The organism is Dyadobacter sp. 676 (genome assembly GCF_040448675.1).
Taxonomy (GTDB): domain Bacteria; phylum Bacteroidota; class Bacteroidia; order Cytophagales; family Spirosomataceae; genus Dyadobacter.
In genome coordinates, this window is record NZ_CP159289.1 from 1,738,230 (window position 1) to 1,756,096 (window position 17,867).

The 17,867-nt window shown below is 51.0% G+C and carries 15 protein-coding genes and 1 pseudogene; 6 read left to right on the plus strand and 10 right to left on the minus strand.

Annotated elements, in window-relative coordinates:
• Positions 1 to 133 precede the first annotated feature (133 nt).
• Complete coding sequence (locus ABV298_RS07935; protein WP_353721616.1) at positions 134 to 1,546, plus strand: hypothetical protein; 1,413 nt, start codon at positions 134 to 136, stop codon at positions 1,544 to 1,546.
• Here the strand turns inward: ABV298_RS07935 and rpiB are convergent.
• Positions 1,543 to 1,975 (minus strand): annotated as a pseudogene (rpiB, locus tag ABV298_RS07940) (ribose 5-phosphate isomerase B). The gene ABV298_RS07935 and the pseudogene rpiB sit on opposite strands and share 4 nt — an antisense overlap.
• Positions 1,976 to 2,088: 113 nt before the next feature.
• Here rpiB and ABV298_RS07945 point away from each other — a divergent pair.
• Positions 2,089 to 2,874 carry a TIGR00730 family Rossman fold protein gene (locus ABV298_RS07945; protein ID WP_353721617.1) on the plus strand — a complete coding sequence of 262 codons (786 nt, stop codon included), beginning with the start codon at positions 2,089 to 2,091 and terminating at the stop codon, positions 2,872 to 2,874.
• Positions 2,875 to 2,903: 29 nt separating this feature from the next.
• On the opposite strand, the gene ABV298_RS07950 is transcribed toward ABV298_RS07945, so the two are convergent.
• The 3 genes from ABV298_RS07950 to ABV298_RS07960 are packed head-to-tail and all read right to left on the minus strand — an operon-like array spanning position 2,904 to position 5,013.
• Positions 2,904 to 3,701: a helix-hairpin-helix domain-containing protein gene (locus tag ABV298_RS07950; protein WP_353721618.1), complete on the minus strand. Its 798-nt coding sequence runs from the start codon at positions 3,699 to 3,701 to the stop codon at positions 2,904 to 2,906.
• Positions 3,649 to 3,960 (minus strand): hypothetical protein, encoded by a 312-nt coding sequence (locus ABV298_RS07955; protein ID WP_353721619.1) that lies wholly within the window; start codon positions 3,958 to 3,960, stop codon positions 3,649 to 3,651. Before ABV298_RS07955 ends, ABV298_RS07950 begins: the two co-directional genes overlap by 53 nt.
• An 18-nt stretch (positions 3,961 to 3,978) precedes the next feature.
• The gene (locus tag ABV298_RS07960) at positions 3,979 to 5,013 is read right to left on the minus strand and encodes a hypothetical protein (protein WP_353721620.1); all 1,035 of its coding nucleotides are present in this window, start codon (positions 5,011 to 5,013) and stop codon (positions 3,979 to 3,981) included.
• Between the two features lie 132 nt (positions 5,014 to 5,145).
• On the opposite strand from ABV298_RS07960, the gene ABV298_RS07965 reads away from it, so the two are divergent.
• Complete coding sequence (locus ABV298_RS07965) at positions 5,146 to 5,376, plus strand: hypothetical protein (RefSeq protein WP_353721621.1); 231 nt, start codon at positions 5,146 to 5,148, stop codon at positions 5,374 to 5,376.
• Between the two features lie 3 nt (positions 5,377 to 5,379).
• Here the strand turns inward: ABV298_RS07965 and ABV298_RS07970 are convergent, their stop codons facing one another.
• The 3 genes from ABV298_RS07970 to ABV298_RS07980 form a co-directional block, all read right to left on the minus strand.
• Entirely contained in the window at positions 5,380 to 5,736 is a 357-nt protein-coding gene (locus ABV298_RS07970) for a hypothetical protein (RefSeq protein ID WP_353721622.1), read from the minus strand.
• 64 nt (positions 5,737 to 5,800) lie between these two features.
• Positions 5,801 to 7,204: a GH1 family beta-glucosidase gene (locus tag ABV298_RS07975; RefSeq protein ID WP_353721623.1), complete on the minus strand. Its 1,404-nt coding sequence runs from the start codon at positions 7,202 to 7,204 to the stop codon at positions 5,801 to 5,803.
• Positions 7,205 to 7,321: 117 nt separating this feature from the next.
• Positions 7,322 to 9,277 carry a T9SS type A sorting domain-containing protein gene (locus tag ABV298_RS07980; RefSeq protein WP_353721624.1) on the minus strand — a complete coding sequence of 652 codons (1,956 nt, stop codon included), beginning with the start codon at positions 9,275 to 9,277 and terminating at the stop codon, positions 7,322 to 7,324.
• A 1,201-nt stretch (positions 9,278 to 10,478) separates the two neighbouring features.
• Between ABV298_RS07980 and ABV298_RS07985 the strand changes: the two genes are divergently transcribed.
• From ABV298_RS07985 to ABV298_RS07995, 3 genes are all read left to right on the plus strand, one after another.
• Positions 10,479 to 11,792: a hypothetical protein gene (locus ABV298_RS07985; protein ID WP_353721625.1), complete on the plus strand. Its 1,314-nt coding sequence runs from the start codon at positions 10,479 to 10,481 to the stop codon at positions 11,790 to 11,792.
• A 100-nt stretch (positions 11,793 to 11,892) separates the two neighbouring features.
• On the plus strand, positions 11,893 to 12,771 hold the full coding sequence (locus ABV298_RS07990) for a carbohydrate-binding family 9-like protein (protein ID WP_353721626.1): 879 nt from the start codon (positions 11,893 to 11,895) through the stop codon (positions 12,769 to 12,771).
• Positions 12,772 to 12,779: 8 nt separating this feature from the next.
• Positions 12,780 to 13,709 (plus strand): serine hydrolase, encoded by a 930-nt coding sequence (locus ABV298_RS07995; RefSeq protein ID WP_353721627.1) that lies wholly within the window; start codon positions 12,780 to 12,782, stop codon positions 13,707 to 13,709.
• Positions 13,710 to 13,748: 39 nt separating this feature from the next.
• Here the strand turns inward: ABV298_RS07995 and ABV298_RS08000 are convergent, their stop codons facing one another.
• The 3 genes from ABV298_RS08000 to ABV298_RS08010 all read right to left on the minus strand — a co-directional run bounded on the left by ABV298_RS08000 (position 13,749) and on the right by ABV298_RS08010 (position 17,848).
• Complete coding sequence (locus ABV298_RS08000; RefSeq protein WP_353721628.1) at positions 13,749 to 14,960, minus strand: hypothetical protein; 1,212 nt, start codon at positions 14,958 to 14,960, stop codon at positions 13,749 to 13,751.
• Between the two features lie 105 nt (positions 14,961 to 15,065).
• Positions 15,066 to 15,353, minus strand: coding sequence for a hypothetical protein (locus ABV298_RS08005; protein ID WP_353721629.1), 288 nt, complete (start codon positions 15,351 to 15,353; stop codon positions 15,066 to 15,068).
• A gap of 44 nt (positions 15,354 to 15,397) precedes the next feature.
• Complete coding sequence (locus ABV298_RS08010; RefSeq protein ID WP_353721630.1) at positions 15,398 to 17,848, minus strand: ABC transporter permease; 2,451 nt, start codon at positions 17,846 to 17,848, stop codon at positions 15,398 to 15,400.
• Positions 17,849 to 17,867: the final 19 nt, after the last annotated feature.

Genomic DNA, 17,867 nt, shown 5'->3' on the forward strand with positions numbered 1-17,867 from the left:
CTTACGTCTCCTAATTCGTTTCCCTCTCTCCTTTCGATAAGTACAAATATCCGTACTTATTTTGTTTTTGTAGAACCCGGCATTGTAATTTCGTGAAACTTATTTCCCGTCTAAGACCTAATCCACCTGCCGCTTGCTTAGTTTTTTTCGCGTAAATGCACGGTACCAGACCATCAGTTTAGTAGTATTCTTCCTGCTGCTCCGCCTCCCCTTTTTCCTCGGTGGCGCGCCATTGCTGATACCCGAGCTGAGCTGGATGCTGGTCGGTGAGCAAATGGGCCGCGGGTTTATGCTTTATCGCGACGTGTGGGACAACGTAAGCCCCTTCTCCGGGCTTACCTATTGGCTAATCGACAGCCTATTCGGCCGCGCGCAATGGGTGTACCAGCTTGCCGCCATGGGTGTTTCGCTGGTGCAGATATTGTATTTCAATTACGTTATCCACTCCCGCGACGTTTTCCCCGAGCGCACTTACTTGCCCGGGGCTCTGTACGCGCTCTTTCTGAACATTTCCTTCGATATGGGTACATTATCGCCCATGCTGATCGCAAACACTTTCCTGCTGTTCGCATTCGGTTCGATCGTTAAAATGCTGGTAAGAAGAGAAGTGACCACCCAGGTTTTCGAACTGGGGCTGTATATCGGGATAGCCACATTGTTTTACCTGCCTGCGTCGCTATTCATGATCTGGGCATTTCTGGCGTTGCTGTTTTATACCGGCTCTACTTTCCGGCACCATTTGCTCGGACTGTTCGGCTCTGTTTTCCCGCTCCTGATGGTCGTGCTGTTCTTTTATCTGAACAACGGCATCGAAAGCCTGAACCGGAACCTTTTGACCTCCGTCTTTCAGGTAAAACAATACAACCTCAACGATTTTTCGTCCCTGCTGGCGTCGCTTTTGCTTCCGCTAAGCTTCGGGATTATGGGTTTTATGCGGATTTTCACAACGCTCCGCTTTGTGAACTACCAGACCCGCATTCAGCAGGTAATGGCGTTGTGGTTCATCGCCGCCGTGTTCACCATACCGCTCATGCAATTTCTGGCACCGATGCAATTTGTGATCTTCATTCCGCCCGCGGCATTCTTCGCCACGCATTATTTCCAGAGTTTCAAAAAGAACAGCTGGGCCGATGAGTTGCAGTTTACCCTTATGGGCGCAATGATCGTTCTGATCCAATATCAGGGACTGAGAGGCGTGCTGCCGGGGATTTCGATGGGTAAACTGGAAAACCTGCGTGCCAAACCGGCCAATTTGCCTGACCAGATCAGGAACAAGCGTATCCTGGTCCTGGGCCAAAATTCAGGGGAGTATATCAATAATTTCACCGCAACACCATACCTCAACTGGGAACTGGCCAGCTACGACGTGCTCAATCTCGACAATTTCGACAGCGTCATCCATGTTTACAACAACTTCCGGAAAGACCCGCCCGAGTACGTGATCGACAAGGTAAATATTATGCCGAAACTCCTGAACCGGGTTCCGGCATTGAAAAGGCAATATATCGAGAGCCCCTGGAAAGGTATTTACCAAAGGGCTTATTAGCAGGAAATCTTGTCGACACGCGTCTGATGACGGCCCCCCCTCGAATTCGGTGCCCAGAAATGCTTCCAGGCTGGCCAATGCGGTTTCCAGCTCGATAAAGCGTACCGGAAAGCAAATCACGTTCGCGTCGTTATGCTGGCGGGCCAATGGTGCGAGCGGCACATCCCACACGAGCGCGGCGCGCACGCCCTGATGCTTGTTCGCGGTAATGCATACGCCTTGCCCGCTCCCGCAAAGCAATACCCCTTTTTCAAACTCTTTGCTTTCCACTCCGCTCGCCACAGGATGCGCAAAATCCGCATAGTCGGCCGAGTCGGCGCTATATGTCCCGAAATCCTTTACTTCAAAACCATTGGTGGTTAACCAGTCGATAACCGGTTGCTTGTAGGGGAAACCTGCGTGATCGGAGCCGATAGCAATTTTTCTCATTACTTTTTTGTTAATTACAGCCCGCCGCCCGGTAACGGAGGCGGACATCGTGAAAAGTTTTTTATTATTGGTGTTAATGGTACAAAGTTACCATTATACTTATCAACAACTCAATGGATATCCTAAATATGAGTGAAGAAGTAAAACCTACCAATGGCGAACTAGTCGACGTTTCCCTCCTCAACCCGGCGGTTCCCGAAGATGAGAAAAGGATCAAGGAGGCGTTTGAAGACCGTAACTGGAACGAAATCAAGAGCGCCGATTCATGGGTTGTGTTCAAGGTAATGGCCGAATTCGTGGAAGGATTTGACAAGCTGGCCAAGATCGGGCCGTGCGTTTCGATTTTCGGTTCCGCGCGTACGCTGCCCGACAATCCCCATTATAAAACGGCGGAAGAGATCGCCGCCAAACTGGTGCGCCACGGCTACGGCGTGATTACCGGCGGCGGGCCAGGTATTATGGAAGCGGGTAACAAAGGCGCGTTCGAGCAAGGCGGAAAGTCGGTCGGATTGAATATCAAGCTACCCTTCGAGCAACACAGCAACCTGTATATCGACCACGACAAGAGCATTAACTTCGACTTTTTCTTCGTACGAAAAGTAATGTTCGTCAAATATTCGCAGGGGTTCATCGTCATGCCCGGCGGCTTCGGTACGCTCGACGAACTTTTCGAAGCGATGACATTGATCCAAACGAAAAAAATCGGTCGCTTCCCGATCGTACTGGTGGGCACGGCTTATTGGTCCGGGCTGCTCGACTGGATCAAAGGCACGATGCTTAACGAGCGCAATATCAACCCCGAAGACCTCAAACTGATCAGTCTGGTGGATACGCCCGACGAGGCGGTGAAGGTGATCGACACATTCTATTCGAAATACCTGCTGAAACCCAACTTCTAGCAAAGCATTTTCAAAACAAGGCCATGCCGTCAGAAAGACAGGTATGGCTTTGCTTTTTGTAATGTCGCGTCGTCCAGTGCTTTCGCATTCCGCAAATCTTCCAGCGATCCGAATGGCCCGTGCTCCTGGCGGTAGTTGATCAGGATCTGCACCTGCTTTCTGTTCTTCAAATAGGGATGCCTGCTGATTTCTTCGATCGTGGCGATGTTGATTTGAATCTTTTTAACAGGAGTTATGACGCTGGCGTGCCGTTTCAATTCCGATAACGCGACGGGATCGAGCCCATAGACCTCGCCGAGCTGTTCATTCGAATGGAAACCACCGAGTGCGTCCCGGAATTTCAGAATCCGCTGTGCAAGTTTGCTGCCGATTCCTTTCAGGCGAATAAGCGTCGTGGTATCGCATTGATTGATGTCGAATATGCGTTTGCTATCCTGTGTAATTTGCCTTTCCGGTACCTGTGCACCCGATTTGGGTACTGCCGCAGTCCCGGCATCAGGCGAGGCCCGCGGGATCTGAATATGTTTTTCCAAATGCGTATAAAGCCCGGGCGGGAAATCGTAAATCTTCAGCAAATCCTCTTTCCTGCGAAATTGCCCTCCCCTGCTTCTGAATTTCACGATTCGCCGGGCGATAAATGCGGGAATTCCGACGCCCATGAGCTCGCTTTCCGAGGCGGAATTAGGATTAAAATCGACGGGTTTGATCTGCGTCGTCGTTAGCGATGGCGCCTCGTCGCCCGGCGCGGACCGCCTGCCCTGCCACCTGCCGGGCTTAGCCGACTGCTGCTTTTCCAGCAGTGCCGCAATGCTGTCCAGCACCTTCATCTCGGGTGGTGAGGCAGTCAGGTGGGGCAAAATCCATCGGCGGAATAAAAAAGGCGTCCAAATAACCACTCCGCAGAATACCATCATCATCAATGCGCCGCGTGCTTCTTTTCGGGAAATGCCGAAAAAGTCCTGTAAGCCATTTAAAATTTTCTGATACATAAATCGGGATTTGTTTTCCCTTTTGACGCTGCATCAGCGTTTTGGTAACAGGTTTTAGAACACAAATGAGCAGACGGTAAACCGCCTGCTCATCCATGCATTCAAAAAGCGATCTTTATTGATTCACATAAACACTGCCTGCGCTGGCCGAAAGTGTTACCGGAATACCTCCACCGTTCATTTTTCCTTGAACGCGGTCTTTTTCAGCCGAGCCGTCAAAGTTTTTAAGCGGGATCGTCACTCTGTTTCCCCTTAGGTTCAGGTCTACACCTTTATCCAACGGCATTGTAACACGAACACTGCCAGCGGAGGTCGACAAGTCTACATATTTACCCAGCGATTTCAATTCGAGTTCGATACTGCCCGCGCTGGTGCTAGCGCGCACGCTGCCCGACACATCGGCCAGGTGCACCGAGCCACCGGAGGTTCCGGCATCAAGCGAACCGTTTACGCCATCGCCACGAATACTTCCGCCACTGGTATGTGCTAAAATATCGCCGTTGAGCTTATTCAGTTCGATGCTGCCACCGGAAGTTTTGAGCTCGATTTTACCTTTCAACTCATTGGCTTTAATACTGCCTCCGCTGGTATGCAGGTTGATATCATTGCTGCAATGCGCCACATCGATGCTTCCGCCGGAAGTGTGGCCCTGTATTTTGCCATCGAGGTCGTCGATCTTGAGGCTTCCTCCGCTGGTCGAAAAGTTCTGGTTGCCGCTTAACGATGCAATTTTGATACTTCCACCACTGGTTTTGAGGTTGGTAGCCACATTCCGCGGGGCCGTCACCTTAAATGCGATGGAAATACTTCTTTTGTCGTTCCATTGCAGGTTACTTTTTCTTTTCGCGGTAGCAATCACCTTGCTGCCTTCCGTGCCGATCAGGATGTCATAGTCTTCCAGGCGGTCTTCGATTTCCTCCTTCGTCAGATCCTTATTCCCGTTGCCACGCACATACATTTCCACTTTAAAGCCGTTCGGCTGCCCGCCTTGTACAGCAATGGAGCCTCCGGACGTCTCGACTTGTAATTCTTTCAGGGATGAGCCGTTGAAGTTTTTAGTGACGTAAGGTTTGTCATCGTCGCTTTGCGCGAACGCAGTCATGAAAGACATTGCCGCCAACGCGAAACCAAGTAGTTGTTTAATTTTCATGGAATCTGTCGATTAGTTTAATCAATGATGTAAAACCGGATGTCGAAGTTGCACGGCGGGAATTTAAAATCCAGGTAGCGGGCCGGTCGGTATACTTTTTGCAATATTTATTTTCAAAACCTGCAACACATCATGAAAACATACCGAGTAAAAGCCGTCCGGGAATCCGACGAAAACGTGGTATTGGACATCCTGCAAAACCTGCAACGGCAAGGGACGATCGTATTTGAAGAAGAGCAATTTCAAAACCGCGCTAAAGAAGCCGCACCTGCCACGGAGGAGCAGGTGCAGGAGATTATCGATGAAGCGGAATTAGGTCCTTATTATTCTGAGAAAGAGGCGAAAAAAATCCTTCATTTGTAGGAATTATTGTTTCTTAATATCGATAACCTTGATCTCGTCAAAGGTATTCGTTGCCCCCCAGCCGCACTGCACCGCGCCTTTCCCCCCGGTGAGGCTATATTTGAGGCGTACTTTGGTAAAGCTGTAATAATCGTCGCTTTTGCCAAGCGCTTTCTCTATTTTTGAAAGGGAAGCTTCGTTGGGGAGTAATGAATACGTGCTGTCGGCGGTGGTTACGGAGAAATGCCACGAACACCCGTCGGCGGCGAGCATGTTGGTCCATGTGGCGTCTACCTCGTAAATCTGCTGATTGATGTCGTCACTTTCATCATGGCAGCTTATCCAGGCCAGTAAACCGAACAAAACGATCAGAACTTTCATGGTTACAGGGATTTTGATTGTCGGTTAGACACGGCCTCGTTCGAAATAGTTGGAACCCTCCGGCTCATATTTCCACTTTTTTCAGGAACCGGGCAAACCATCTGCCAGAATCTTTTACCGTACGTTCCTGCGTTTTGAAGTCAACAAATACCAGGCCAAAGCGGGCCGAGTATCCATGCGCCCATTCAAAATTATCCAGTAATGTCCACGCGAAATAACCGGTTATATTCAATCCCTCATTTTTAGCCTTCAGAACAGCCGATAAATATTCCTGATAATAAGCCCGCCTTCCGGAATCCTCCACTTTCCCTTCTTTCAGCTTGTCCTTGAATGCGGCGCCGTTCTCGGAAATCATCAGCTCGCGCACACCCTTGTAGCGGCCAAACTGCTTCAATATCTCATACATTCCGGCAGGACTGATTTCCCAACCCAGCGCGGTCGTCGGTACGTTTCTCAGGGTAGCCGGGACTTCTTTCAGCCACGTTACCGGCGCCAGGTACGAATGCTGCACCACTACACTGAAATAGTTTTGCAGGCCCCAAAAGTCGAAATCGAATTTCAGCCGCTCGCGATCGCCTTCACGCATGAATCTTTTGATATTGGATAAAAACGGGAATGCGTCCTTCGGGTAACCTAGCCCGAGTGCGGGCTCGATGAAAAGGCGGTTCATCAACGCATCGGCCCGCCGGGCGGCCCGGACGTCGGCTGCGCTCCGGCTGTTGGGGTAAACATATGAGCAGGAAATCGCGTTACCAATCCGTGCATCCGGCAGTATTTGCCTCAATACCCGCCCGCCCTCCGCCTGGCTCAGTGCCAGGTGGTGCACCACGGGGAGGAAATTATGGATCCCCTTGTTGCCCGGCGCATGCTCACCGGTGGTATAGCCCAGTCCGGCCACCGCCATCGGTTCGTTCAGTACGATCCAGTTATGCACGCGATCGCCAAATGCAAGCGCACACACAGATGCGTACTCCGCAAACCATTCGACGATGCGCCGGTTTTTCCAGCCGCCCGATTTTTCCAGCGCCTGTGGCAAATCCCAGTGGTACAAGGTGATCCAGGGCTCTATACGAAGGGAAATGCATTTGTCGATCAGCTTGTTATAGAAATCGATACCCGGCTGGTTCACGCGCCCGTGGCCATCGGGCAATATCCGCGACCAGGAAAGCGAGAACCGAAAATGCCCGAATCCAAGCTCTTTCACCAGTTCCAGGTCCTGCTCGTACCGGTGATAAAAATCGCAGGCCTGCCGCGCGTGGTCTCCGTTGCGGATTTTGCCCTTTTTTCTCGCAAAAACATCCCAGACACAATCGCTTCTGCCATCCTCGTTCACGGCCCCCTCGATCTGGTAAGCTGCCGTGGCGACGCCCCATTTGAAATCGTGCCCGAACGCCTCACGCGTCAATGGCACATTATAATCCAGTTTGTTTTCAGAATTCCTCTTGTGATAGTCGATAGTCGTTGCCAAACCTTTACCGGTTAACCCATTATTTGCGAAAGTTAAAACTAATCTCAAAACAAAAAACCCTCCGTCCCGAAACTGTGGACGGAGGGCTTGTCGTAAGCCGGGGGCTTCTTTACGCGATTACCGGACGATCAGTATCTTGCGCATCGACGGGCCGTTGTTGATTTTCACATAATACGTTCCCTGCGACAGTCTGGTAAGATCGACCTCGCTTGACGAATCCGGCACTGCGTTCAGAACCAACGCACCAGTCTGATTGTACACCTTCACATTCGTAACCGGCTGGTTGCTGCTCACCTTGATACGGTCCACGGTCGGGTTTGGATACACACTCAACTGCTCCTGGCCGTCGAAGTTCAGGTTCCTGATCGAGCTGTAAGCGAACGTTTCGTCCAGGTCCACCATTTTGAGGCGATACAGGTTCGCGGCAAGTGGGTTGGTGTGCGTATAGCTATATGTTTCCAGGCTTCTGCTTTCGCCTTTTGCCGCCACCTGTGCCAGCGCCGTCCAGTTTTTGCCATCCTGGCTGTGCTGAACCTCGAAGTAGGCCGAGTTGCTTTCGGAAGTGGTGGCCCAGGTGAGTTGTGCCGTTGCTCCTTCTTTTTTCGCGGAGAATACCGAAAGCGTTACAGGCATCGGGGGACCGGAGAAGGTAAGGCAGGCATTGTCAACCAGGAAGTCGTTTCCGTTTGAGGAGAGCAGCACACGTACATATTTGGTCCCGGCCGGAAGCGTACCGTTCAACGTATATTTCGTGAGGCCCCAGGTACCTTCCGTGAGCGATTTTGTTACATCCTGCGAAGTCTGCCCAAGTTCTTCTTTCACCTCGTTCAGGTACACCAATTGAATTTTCTGACTGTTGGGGGAAGAAGTGCTGAATGCCGCATAGATATTCAGCGTAACCAGCTTTCCGGTGGTCGTCTGTACTTCCACATCCTGCCAGAACTTGCCTGCGGCGGTCAGTTTCGCGCCGTTGGTTCCGCAAACCGCATAAGTAGGTTCGACCGTCAAAGTACCAGTGACATCCCAGTTAGCGGTACCATTTTCGAAGCTCGGGTTCTGAAGGGTATTGCCGTTACATTCCGTACAAGTAACCGGCTGTGTGATCGTCGTGCAGATCGCGTCTACCTTGAAATAGTCACCCGACGAATTCACCGAGAAGCGGACTTTCACAGCTCCGGCCGGCGCGGTCGCCGAAATCGAGAATTGTTTCAGTTTGCTGTCGACCACTTTGTAATTCATGTCTACAACCGCTTCGTTGGCGTTGATTTTGTTACCGGCGCCGTCGTAGAAAGTCAGCTTGAATGTGTGCGACACACCTGTATTATGGGTACCGCCATAAGCAGTCACATCCACTTTCGCACCCGCAACCACATTGATATCCTGCCATATCGAGCCGGTACCCGTGATCAGACCATTTTTGCTGCCGCACATTTCGTAGGCATCGTCCACCCCGAACGAGCCGGATTTCGACCAGTCGTTCGTTCCGTTCTCGAAACTTGCATTTTTAATATATTGATTGGACGCGACGCAATCGCAGTCGACCGGCGTGGCTGGCGGCGTTATCGTCAGGCAAGCTCCGTCGATCTTGAGATAATTTCCGCTCGAAGACGCCTGGAAGCGCACTTTCACGGCATCGGAAGGTGCAGTTCCTGTCAGCGTGTATTTGGCCAGGGTGCTTCCGCTCCCTACCTCATAGTTGACGTCTTTCACCGCTTCTGATATAACGGAGCCATTCGACCGGTAGAAAATCAGCTTGAACTTGTGATCGTAATTATTTTCATGCGTACCTCCGTAAACCTTCATATAATAAGCGCTTCCGCCGGTAATGGCCACGTCCTGATAGATGTAACCCGAACCGTTGATCACGCCGTTGTAGGTACCGCACATATTGTAACCTGTGCTGGTACTCAGGCTCGTATTATAGGTGCCTTTTGTCCAGTCGCCTGTCCCGTTCTCGAAGCTGGCATTTTTCAACTTGTTGTCGTCGCAACCACAGTCGTTGGTCGCATTGGCCTGGAAGGCGAAGCCCAGGCCGAAAAGTAATAGGGTAAAGAGAAACGTAAAATTTTTCATAACGTATTTGATTTGTAATTGATTAGCTGTTGCGCTTTCCTACAAAATGTACGCTACAAAGGTAACTAGCCAGACAATCGAAAAATAGCACTTTTTTTATATGACAAGTCCGTAATAATTATGTTTATATAAAAATTTTAATTATTTCTAAAAAGTCTTTTCAAATTACTTCTATAATAAAATCGCCAATTATTTTTCACAATCGACCTTTTTAGCATAAATTACTTCTTTAAATTCACTCAAAGTGATTATACACAACGCCAAATTAATAATATAACTTTTCCAATATAATCCCGTGCCGCCAGGTGAGCCCGGCGACGATAGCGGTTACATAAAAACAGAATTTTATTTGGTTAAAGCCCGTGTCTTTCAGACGTTCATGGGCACCTGCCCGTACTTATCGCTGTTCGGCTCAAAATCATCGTTTAGTCGCGATAATGACGCGGCGGCAAGTAAAACTTCTACATCAAAAAAGATCGAAAGGCGCATTTTTCGCAATAAAATGCCATATTCAGGAAACGAACGGTTCTGATCGACGCCGGGGGATTCTGTGGATAACGATGAGTTTTCACTGAAGAATTTCGACAAAATTTTTTTTTGAGAAAACCCGGGCTTCTACAAGATTTATATCGAATGCGAACAAAATGCAGTTGTTTTATTACTGTATTACAGCATTTTAACTACATACTATTCGTATTACAAGCGCTTGCCGCCAAACATATTACGAGCACGCGGCAGAACAGCGGTAGAAAATACCGGAGCATCCGGGCCCGGCAGAATTTTAGCGGCCGAAACACGCAGTCGACAAAATACCTCTCGAGTTATTTTTACAAAACGGGCAATTCGTGAGCGAGGTTTTTCGCCTACCCAAGAGTCTCCACCTCCGGCGCTTTGCCGAACGGGCAACAAAGCAGGCACAGTAAAATATATCTAACAGACAGTCAATACATTACACTTTATACATCTTGGCCGTTTTGGTGATTCTTTGAGTGGAAGCCGCCACGGTAATCCTGTTCTTTCATTCCGGCTTCGCATAACAGCTTTCATTAATCGGGGCGACCCTATTTTATATTTTTCCGTTCCGGTGCGCGTTTCAGGATAACCTGCTTATTTTATGTTCCGATTACCAGGCGGTGAGCGGATGTCCGCGCCTCCAGCGATGCGACCCGCCAGCCTGTTTACGACCCGACCAACTGTGCCTATGTTAAAAAAGTATCTGGCTGCCGCTGCCATGGCGGCATTTGCATTTTCCTGTGGCTCCCGTGATAAGCCGACGACCACCAATCCGCTCGACAGCGTTGCCAGAGAATATGTCAAACTCGGCCTTTCGATAGGCCAGTTCGACGGCGATTTTGTGGATGCTTATTACGGCCCGGACTCCCTGCGACCTTCGGGGAGAGACACTTCGCAATTCCCGAAAGGACAGTTCCTCCGACAGATCACCCGTTTGAAGCAATCATTGGCTGCGATTTCGGCCAACGCCGGCAACGACACCCTCACACGGCGTGCCGAATGGCTGACAGCCCAGCTCACGGCATTCGAAAGGCGGATCCACGTCTATTCAGGCTCTTTTGTGCCGTTCGATTCGGAGTCGAAGGAACTTTTCGATGCAGTGGCACCCCTGTACGACGAAAAGCATTTCCGTGTCCTCATAGCCCGGCTCGACCGGCTTTTGCCCGGCGAAGGCTCCATCCCGGAACGTTACCAGAAATTGGCCAGCCGCTTTCTCATTCCCGAAAGCAAGATCGATACTGTGTTCCGCACCGCCATTACCGAGGCCCGCAAACGTACTCGCGCGCATTACCCGCTGCCTGCGGGCGAAGATTTCAAACTCGAATATGTGCGCGATAAGCCGTGGTCGGGCTATAACTGGTACAAAGGCAACTACAAAAGCGTAATCCAGATCAATGTGAGCCAGCCTATTTACATAGAAAGGGCGATCGATCTCGCATGCCACGAGGGGTACCCGGGCCACCATGTTTATAATACGCTACTGGAAAAGAACCTTTTCCGCGATAAAGGCTGGACCGAAATTTCGCTTTACCCGTTGTTCAGTCCCCAATCCCTGATTGCCGAAGGGAGTGCCAATTACGGCATTTCGATCGCATTCCCCGGCGACGGGCAAAAAGAATTCTGCAAGAATGTCCTGATCCCGCTGGCCGGCCTTGACACGGCAATGAGCGATATTTATTTCGAAGCGCTGGCCGTGCGTTCCGCTCTGAATTACGCACGCAACGAAGTGGCCCGGGGCCTGCTCGACGGCGGCATGAGCGAACAGGAAGCTAAGCGATGGCTCACCGACTATTGCCTGCTGCCCGAAAAAGGAGCCTCCGACTACCTACGGTTTATCCGCAAATACCGGAGCTATGTAATCAATTACAATTATGGCCAGGATATCGTGAGGAAGTATATCGAGTCGCAGGGCGGTACCGCCGCTGATCCCGGCAGGCGATGGAAACTTTTCGAGACATTACTCAGCACAGAAAACAAAGCAGGAGATCTGCTGAAACCCTGAAAAGACGGGGCAATGCTAAAATGTCCCGAACCGGTCGTTTTACCCCACATTTCGGCAGAATGCCGTATATTGAACATTTTCCGCTACTCCTTTGACTACCTTGAAAAAAGCCGGTTTACCTATTAGAAAGAAAAGGCTTTACTTCTTTCGCATTGTTTGCGCATTGGCGGTCGCCGTTGCGATCATTTCCGGTGCATCGGCTCAGGCACCGTTGTTGCCCAGACATTATACCTGCTACCGTGCGGAAAAAGGAATTAGCGTGGATGGCCGCCTGAGCGAGCGTTCATGGAAAAAAGCCGCATGGACTTCGTCGTTTGTGGATATAGAAGGGGATAAAAAGCCCCTACCCCGGCAGGATACGCGTGTAAAAATGCTTTGGGACGACCGGTACCTGTATATCGCCGCCCAGATGGAGGAAGAACATATCTGGGCGTATCAGAACAAAAAGGATCAGATTGTGTACCTCGAAAATGATTTTGAAGTATTTATCGATCCCGACGGCGATACCGACAATTACTATGAGCTCGAAATTAACGCCATCAACAACATATTCGACCTTTTTCTGCCCAAGCCCTACCGAAAAGGCGGCCGGGCACAGATCGACTGGGATATTAAAGGTCTGAAATCGGCAGTGACCGTCGACGGTACCGTCAACAATGCCCGAGACAAAGACAAGCGCTGGGTCGTGGAAATCGCCATTCCGTTCGAATCCCTGTCCATCGAAAACGTGAAACCGCTGATCCCCGCCGACGGCGCCGAATGGCGGATCAACTTCTCCCGCGTCAACTGGCAGCATGAAATCGGCGAAGACGGCCGTTACAACCGGAAGCGGAATGCGGAAACCGGCAAGATCATTCCTGAATACAACTGGGTATGGTCGCCACAGGGCATTATCAACATGCATTACCCCGAATACTGGGGAAAACTGCTTTTCAGCGCGGAAAAAGTCGGAAAAGCAAAAGGAATCGCACAAAAATGATGCGCCGTATGACCAGAACCTTCACACTCTTTCTCCTGACACTCCTTACCAGCTCAGCAGGTGCGCAACCCGATACGATCAGTCACGCTGCCATCGACAAGAAACTGGCTGCGAAACTCGAAAGCGTACTTGCAGGCTTCCACGGGCAGGCCGGCGTATACGTGCGTAACCTCAAAACCAACCGCATTGCCGCCGTAAATGCCGACTCCCTGTACCCTACCGCCAGCATGATTAAGGTACCGATTATGTGCGGGATTTTCGACAAGATCGAAAAAGGTGAAATCCGGTTCGATCAGGAACTCATTTACCGGGATTCGCTGAAATACGACAATGGCGTCGTCGGCTCGTTTCGCGACAGCACGAGGATCGCGCTGCCCAAGGTGATCCATCTGATGATCTCTCAAAGCGACAACACCGGCAGCCTGTGGTTGCAGGCCATGGCGGGAGGAGGAAGCGCTATCAATCAATGGCTGGAAAAGAACGGGTTTACCAATACGCGCGTCAATTCACGTACGCCAGGGCGCAGGGATTTCCAGGCACGTTACGGCTGGGGCGTCACTACACCCCGCGAAATGGCGGAGCTGGTGGCTATGATCAGAAACGGAAAGGCGGTCGGTCGGGCTGCAAGCGACCGGATGTACCGGTACCTGGGAATGCAATTCTGGGATGGTGAGGCAATCTCGCAGCTGCCCTCCGACGTAAAAGTGGCGGCCAAAAGCGGGGCAGTGGACCGGGCAAAGTCGGAAGTGCTTCTCGTGCACGCGCCGCATGGAGACTATGTGTTCTGCATTGCCACCAAAAATCAGCAGGACCAGCGGTGGCAGCGTGACAACGAAGGTTATACGCTCATCCGAAAGGTCTCGGCCGTCATCTGGGACCATTTCGAACCCAAAAGCAAATGGAAGCCGGTTGACGACTCGGGACGATTCTGGTTCTGAAAAATCCGGCAGGTGCGAGAGCCTGCCGGATTTTTGTTGCTAATGCCCTTCACTGGACTCAAATCCGAGAATAGCCAGCCGGTAAGGCGTCGCCGAAACTTTCACCGCGTTCTTTTTCGACAAATTATTGGTATTGACAACCAGCAACTCGCCGCTTTTCGGCTGGGTAATGTAAATATATCTTGCGGTAGCTTCCAGCTGCGGCTTCTGCGTTTCGTCTTTGGCCGTAGCGCCCAGCACCGGGCCGCTTATTTTGAGGGAATTGGTTTTCAAATCGTAGATACGGACCTCTCCGCTGTGCAGCAGTACCACCAGGTTATTGCCCGCGTAATCGACTTTCGCCTGCATGATATCGGCACTTGCCAGAACCGGCGTAACCGCCTTCGAAGCCACATCGATGGTATAAACGCCTTTCGAAGCCGTGTAACCAAGAAATTTACCTGCCCCTTTTGCTTCGAGAATGGTGCCAAACCAGGCATCGCCGAAATCGGCCGGATGCGGAATCAATTGCTGGTTCCCCGTCGGCTCCACGGCCAGAATGCCGCTCGACGAACCGAAGAGTGAAATGCTTCCGTTGGTCGCATTGCCATGAATGCCCTTTGTCCGGATGGTCGAAGCGAAAAGCGTTTTACCGGTTCCGTCGATGATTTTTACGCGTTCCGGCAGCGTTCCGGCTACTGAGCCGTCTTTTTCGGTAATCGCATAAGTACCATTGTCGAACTTCGTCATAGCGCCGTGATGCGCTACGTTGCCTGCATGGATATGCGTCATTTTCTTACCTGCGGTGTGAAAGTCAGCTTCCCGGGCAATGCTTAGCGTACCGTCGCCATCGTTAAAAGTAATGATCTCGTCGCCCTTGCTTTTGAAATGTGTCGGCTTGTTCCCATCGCCCGTCAGGGCCGCGAATTTAGGGGTACCTTTCACGTCCACGTGATCGCCATGCCCTTCGAATCCGGTATCGAACAGCTGCACAAAATTGTTGGCGCCGTTCACGATTGCGCCGAAGCGCCCGCCTTGCGTACCGTACAGCGCCGATTTCGCAAACTGTGCTTCAAACTTCTCTACCGAAAGTTTCACGGGGTCCACCAGGGAAAGTTCTTTCGAGGTTTCGTCGTTTACGAGCACACGAACGAATTTGTATTCGGTTTCCTCTACCGGCGTTACGCCGTCCTTCTCCTTGTCGTCATCGCAAGCCACGAGCGAAACGCCTGCCGCTGCCCAAAACAGTACTTTGAATAAATGCTTTTTCATAAAAAAATCTTTAAATGCAACAATGATGCAAATGTAGTTTCAGAAGAACCACAAATGCAACAGCGTTGCATATAAAGATTAAAAAAGCGTTAAAATACCGTTTGGTCAGGCCATTGCCTCGCGTAGCAAGTTCCTGCTTTCTTTCTTGACAAACGTGATAGGCACAAACTCGTCGTTCGGTGCGCCGATGTAATAGACCGTCCATTCCGGATCGTGGTGCGCCAGCATTTCGCTGATACAATCGGCGCGGTGCGCAACCGGATTGGCACAATCTTCCCAGTAGAATAGCTCGACCCGATAGAACAGGTTCTGCTTGATTCCGTTGATCGTTACCTCAACTTTGATCTCCTGCTTACCTTGAAGCGGCGGGATGGGAATGGCAATGTGGCTCATGGGGATTATCTGGTTAAAATTTAATGCATAGGAAGATAAAACGGTTAGTCTGTTTTAAGGGACTTCACAGGGTTCGTGAGCGCGGCTTTGATGCTTTGAAAACTGACCGTCAGTAAAGTGACGGCGATGGTCATAACGCCCGCCAGGCCGAAGATCCACCAGGCTATACTGGTTTTGAAGGCGAAGTTTTCCAGCCATTTGTCCATCGCGTACCAGGCCAGCGGACTGGCTATGGCGAGGGAAATGCCGACGAGCACCACAAAATCCCTCGACAACAATTGCACAATGCTCCTCACCGATGCGCCCAAAACTTTCCGGATACCGATTTCCTTGGTACGTTGCTGCGTCACAATCGAGACGAGGCCGTACAAACCGAGGCAGGAAATCAGCACCGCCAGACCGGCAAAATAGGTAATTAGTTTGCTGAGACGCTGCTCACCCGCGTAAGCGTCCGCGATGCTTTGATCGAGGAACTGGTAGTCGAACCCTTTTTCAGGAAAATATTTGTCCCACTCCCGCCCGATAAACGCCAGCGTCTTATCCATTCCGGCGGGAAAGAGTTTAACCGAAACCTGGGTAAAAAGCGGCTGCTCGATATGAAACACCATCCCTTCTATCGGATTTTGCAGCGATTGGCCATGAAAATCCTTTAAAACGCCTACGATCCGCCCATGCTTTCCTTCCAGGTTGATCGTTTTGTTCAATGCGTCCTGGTTCGATTTCCAGCCGAGCATCTTCACACCCGTTTCATTAATCAGGAAACCTGCCGATTTGTCGGTCGAATACCGCTCCGACAAATCCCTGCCCGCAGCGAGTTTCAATCCGTAAGTCTCCGTAAAATTAAAATCGATGCCTATGGTGCCTATAAAGAGGTTCGCATCCGGCGTTTTGCCTTCGGGGACCACATTCCGGCGCACCGCTCCCGTTCCCATCCGTTGCGTCGCAAACGTGACGTCCTCCACGCCGGGATAGTGCATCAGCGCCTCCCGGAACGTTTTCAGGCGCAGGTATGCGCTGTCGTTCCGTGTTGCGAATACGTTCGTAATCTTTTCGTTCCGGATGTCGGCCGTTACAATGTAGTCCTTATTGAAACCCATCGGCTGATCCATCAGATACCGGAGTTGCCGGAAAGCGACCATTGCCCCGATGATCAGCATAATGGAAGCGATGAACTGGAAGCCCAGCAAAACCTGCCTTACCGCCCCGCCTTTCGCTTTGCCACTGATAAAACTGCCTTTCAATGTTGCAATCGGCTGAAAGCGGGACACGAAGAATGCCGGGTAACTACCGGAGATCAATCCGGCGACGACGGCGACCGCTACGAACACCGCCAGCAAACCGGGATGGGCCAGCAAATATTCCCAGGTCAGGTTTTTGTTTGTCAGCGCATTCAGCACCGGGAAAAGCAATGTGATCAGGATCACCGCGAAAACGAGCGCGACCCCGCTCAAGAGCAACGATTCTCCCATAAACTGGACCACGATCTGGCCCTTTTCGCTTCCCAGGGTTTTACGGATGCCCACCTCGCGTGCGCGTTGCAGCGAGCGCGCGGTGGAAAGGTTGATAAAATTAATGCAGGCGATCAGCAGGGTCATTATGCCGATGCCCAGGAATACATACACATAGGTTATGCTGCCGGTAGGCTCGGGGTTGCCTTCCACTTCGGAATTCAGGTGAATATCGTCCAATGGTTGCAACCGGTACTCGATATCCTTCGCAATCTGCGGATCGGCATGCGTTGCGAGGAACTTTGGTAAACGTGCATTGACGGCCCCGGCTGTTTTTCCAGGCCTCAGTAAAACATAGGTCGCCGAATGCGTAATCACCCAGTTTTGGGGGAGGTTGGTCCGAACCAGTTCGCTTTCAATGGCGAACATGGTCTGGTAGTCGGATAGCAGGTCGATACGGATATGCGAATTATCGGGGAACGACTTTACTACCCCGGTAATGGTCAACGGATGTTTGCCTTCATAGGTAACCGTTTTGCCCAGTGCTTTGGCATTGCCGAAATATTTGCGTGCAACCTCCTCGGTGACAATCAGCGAATAAGCCTGTTTCAGTGCCGTTCGTGGATCGCCTTCGACAAAATTGAAGGTGAAAATATTGATCAATGAAGAGTCGGCGAAAAAGAAATGGTCCTCGTCGAATTTCATCGGACGCGCGTTCTGCGCACTTTTCACCTCGATGGTCGCATTGCTGCGGTATACCCGCGCCGTTTTCTCGATTTCGGAGAAATAATCGGGCAGGAGCGGTGAAGCGACGGCTGGCGTAAGCCCGATGTAAGCCGAGTATCCGGCGAATTTCGGCATATAGTTCAGCCTGTAAATGCGGTCGTACTTCTTATGAAACGTATCGTAGCTCAGCTCGTGGCGCACAAAGACCATGATCAGGAAACAGCACGTCAGACCGACCGTCAGACCGAAAATGTTGATAAACGAAAAGCCCTTATGCCGAAGCAGGTTCCGTTGGGCGATTTTGAGATAGTTTTTGAGCATTCCGTCGTTCAGAAAGGGT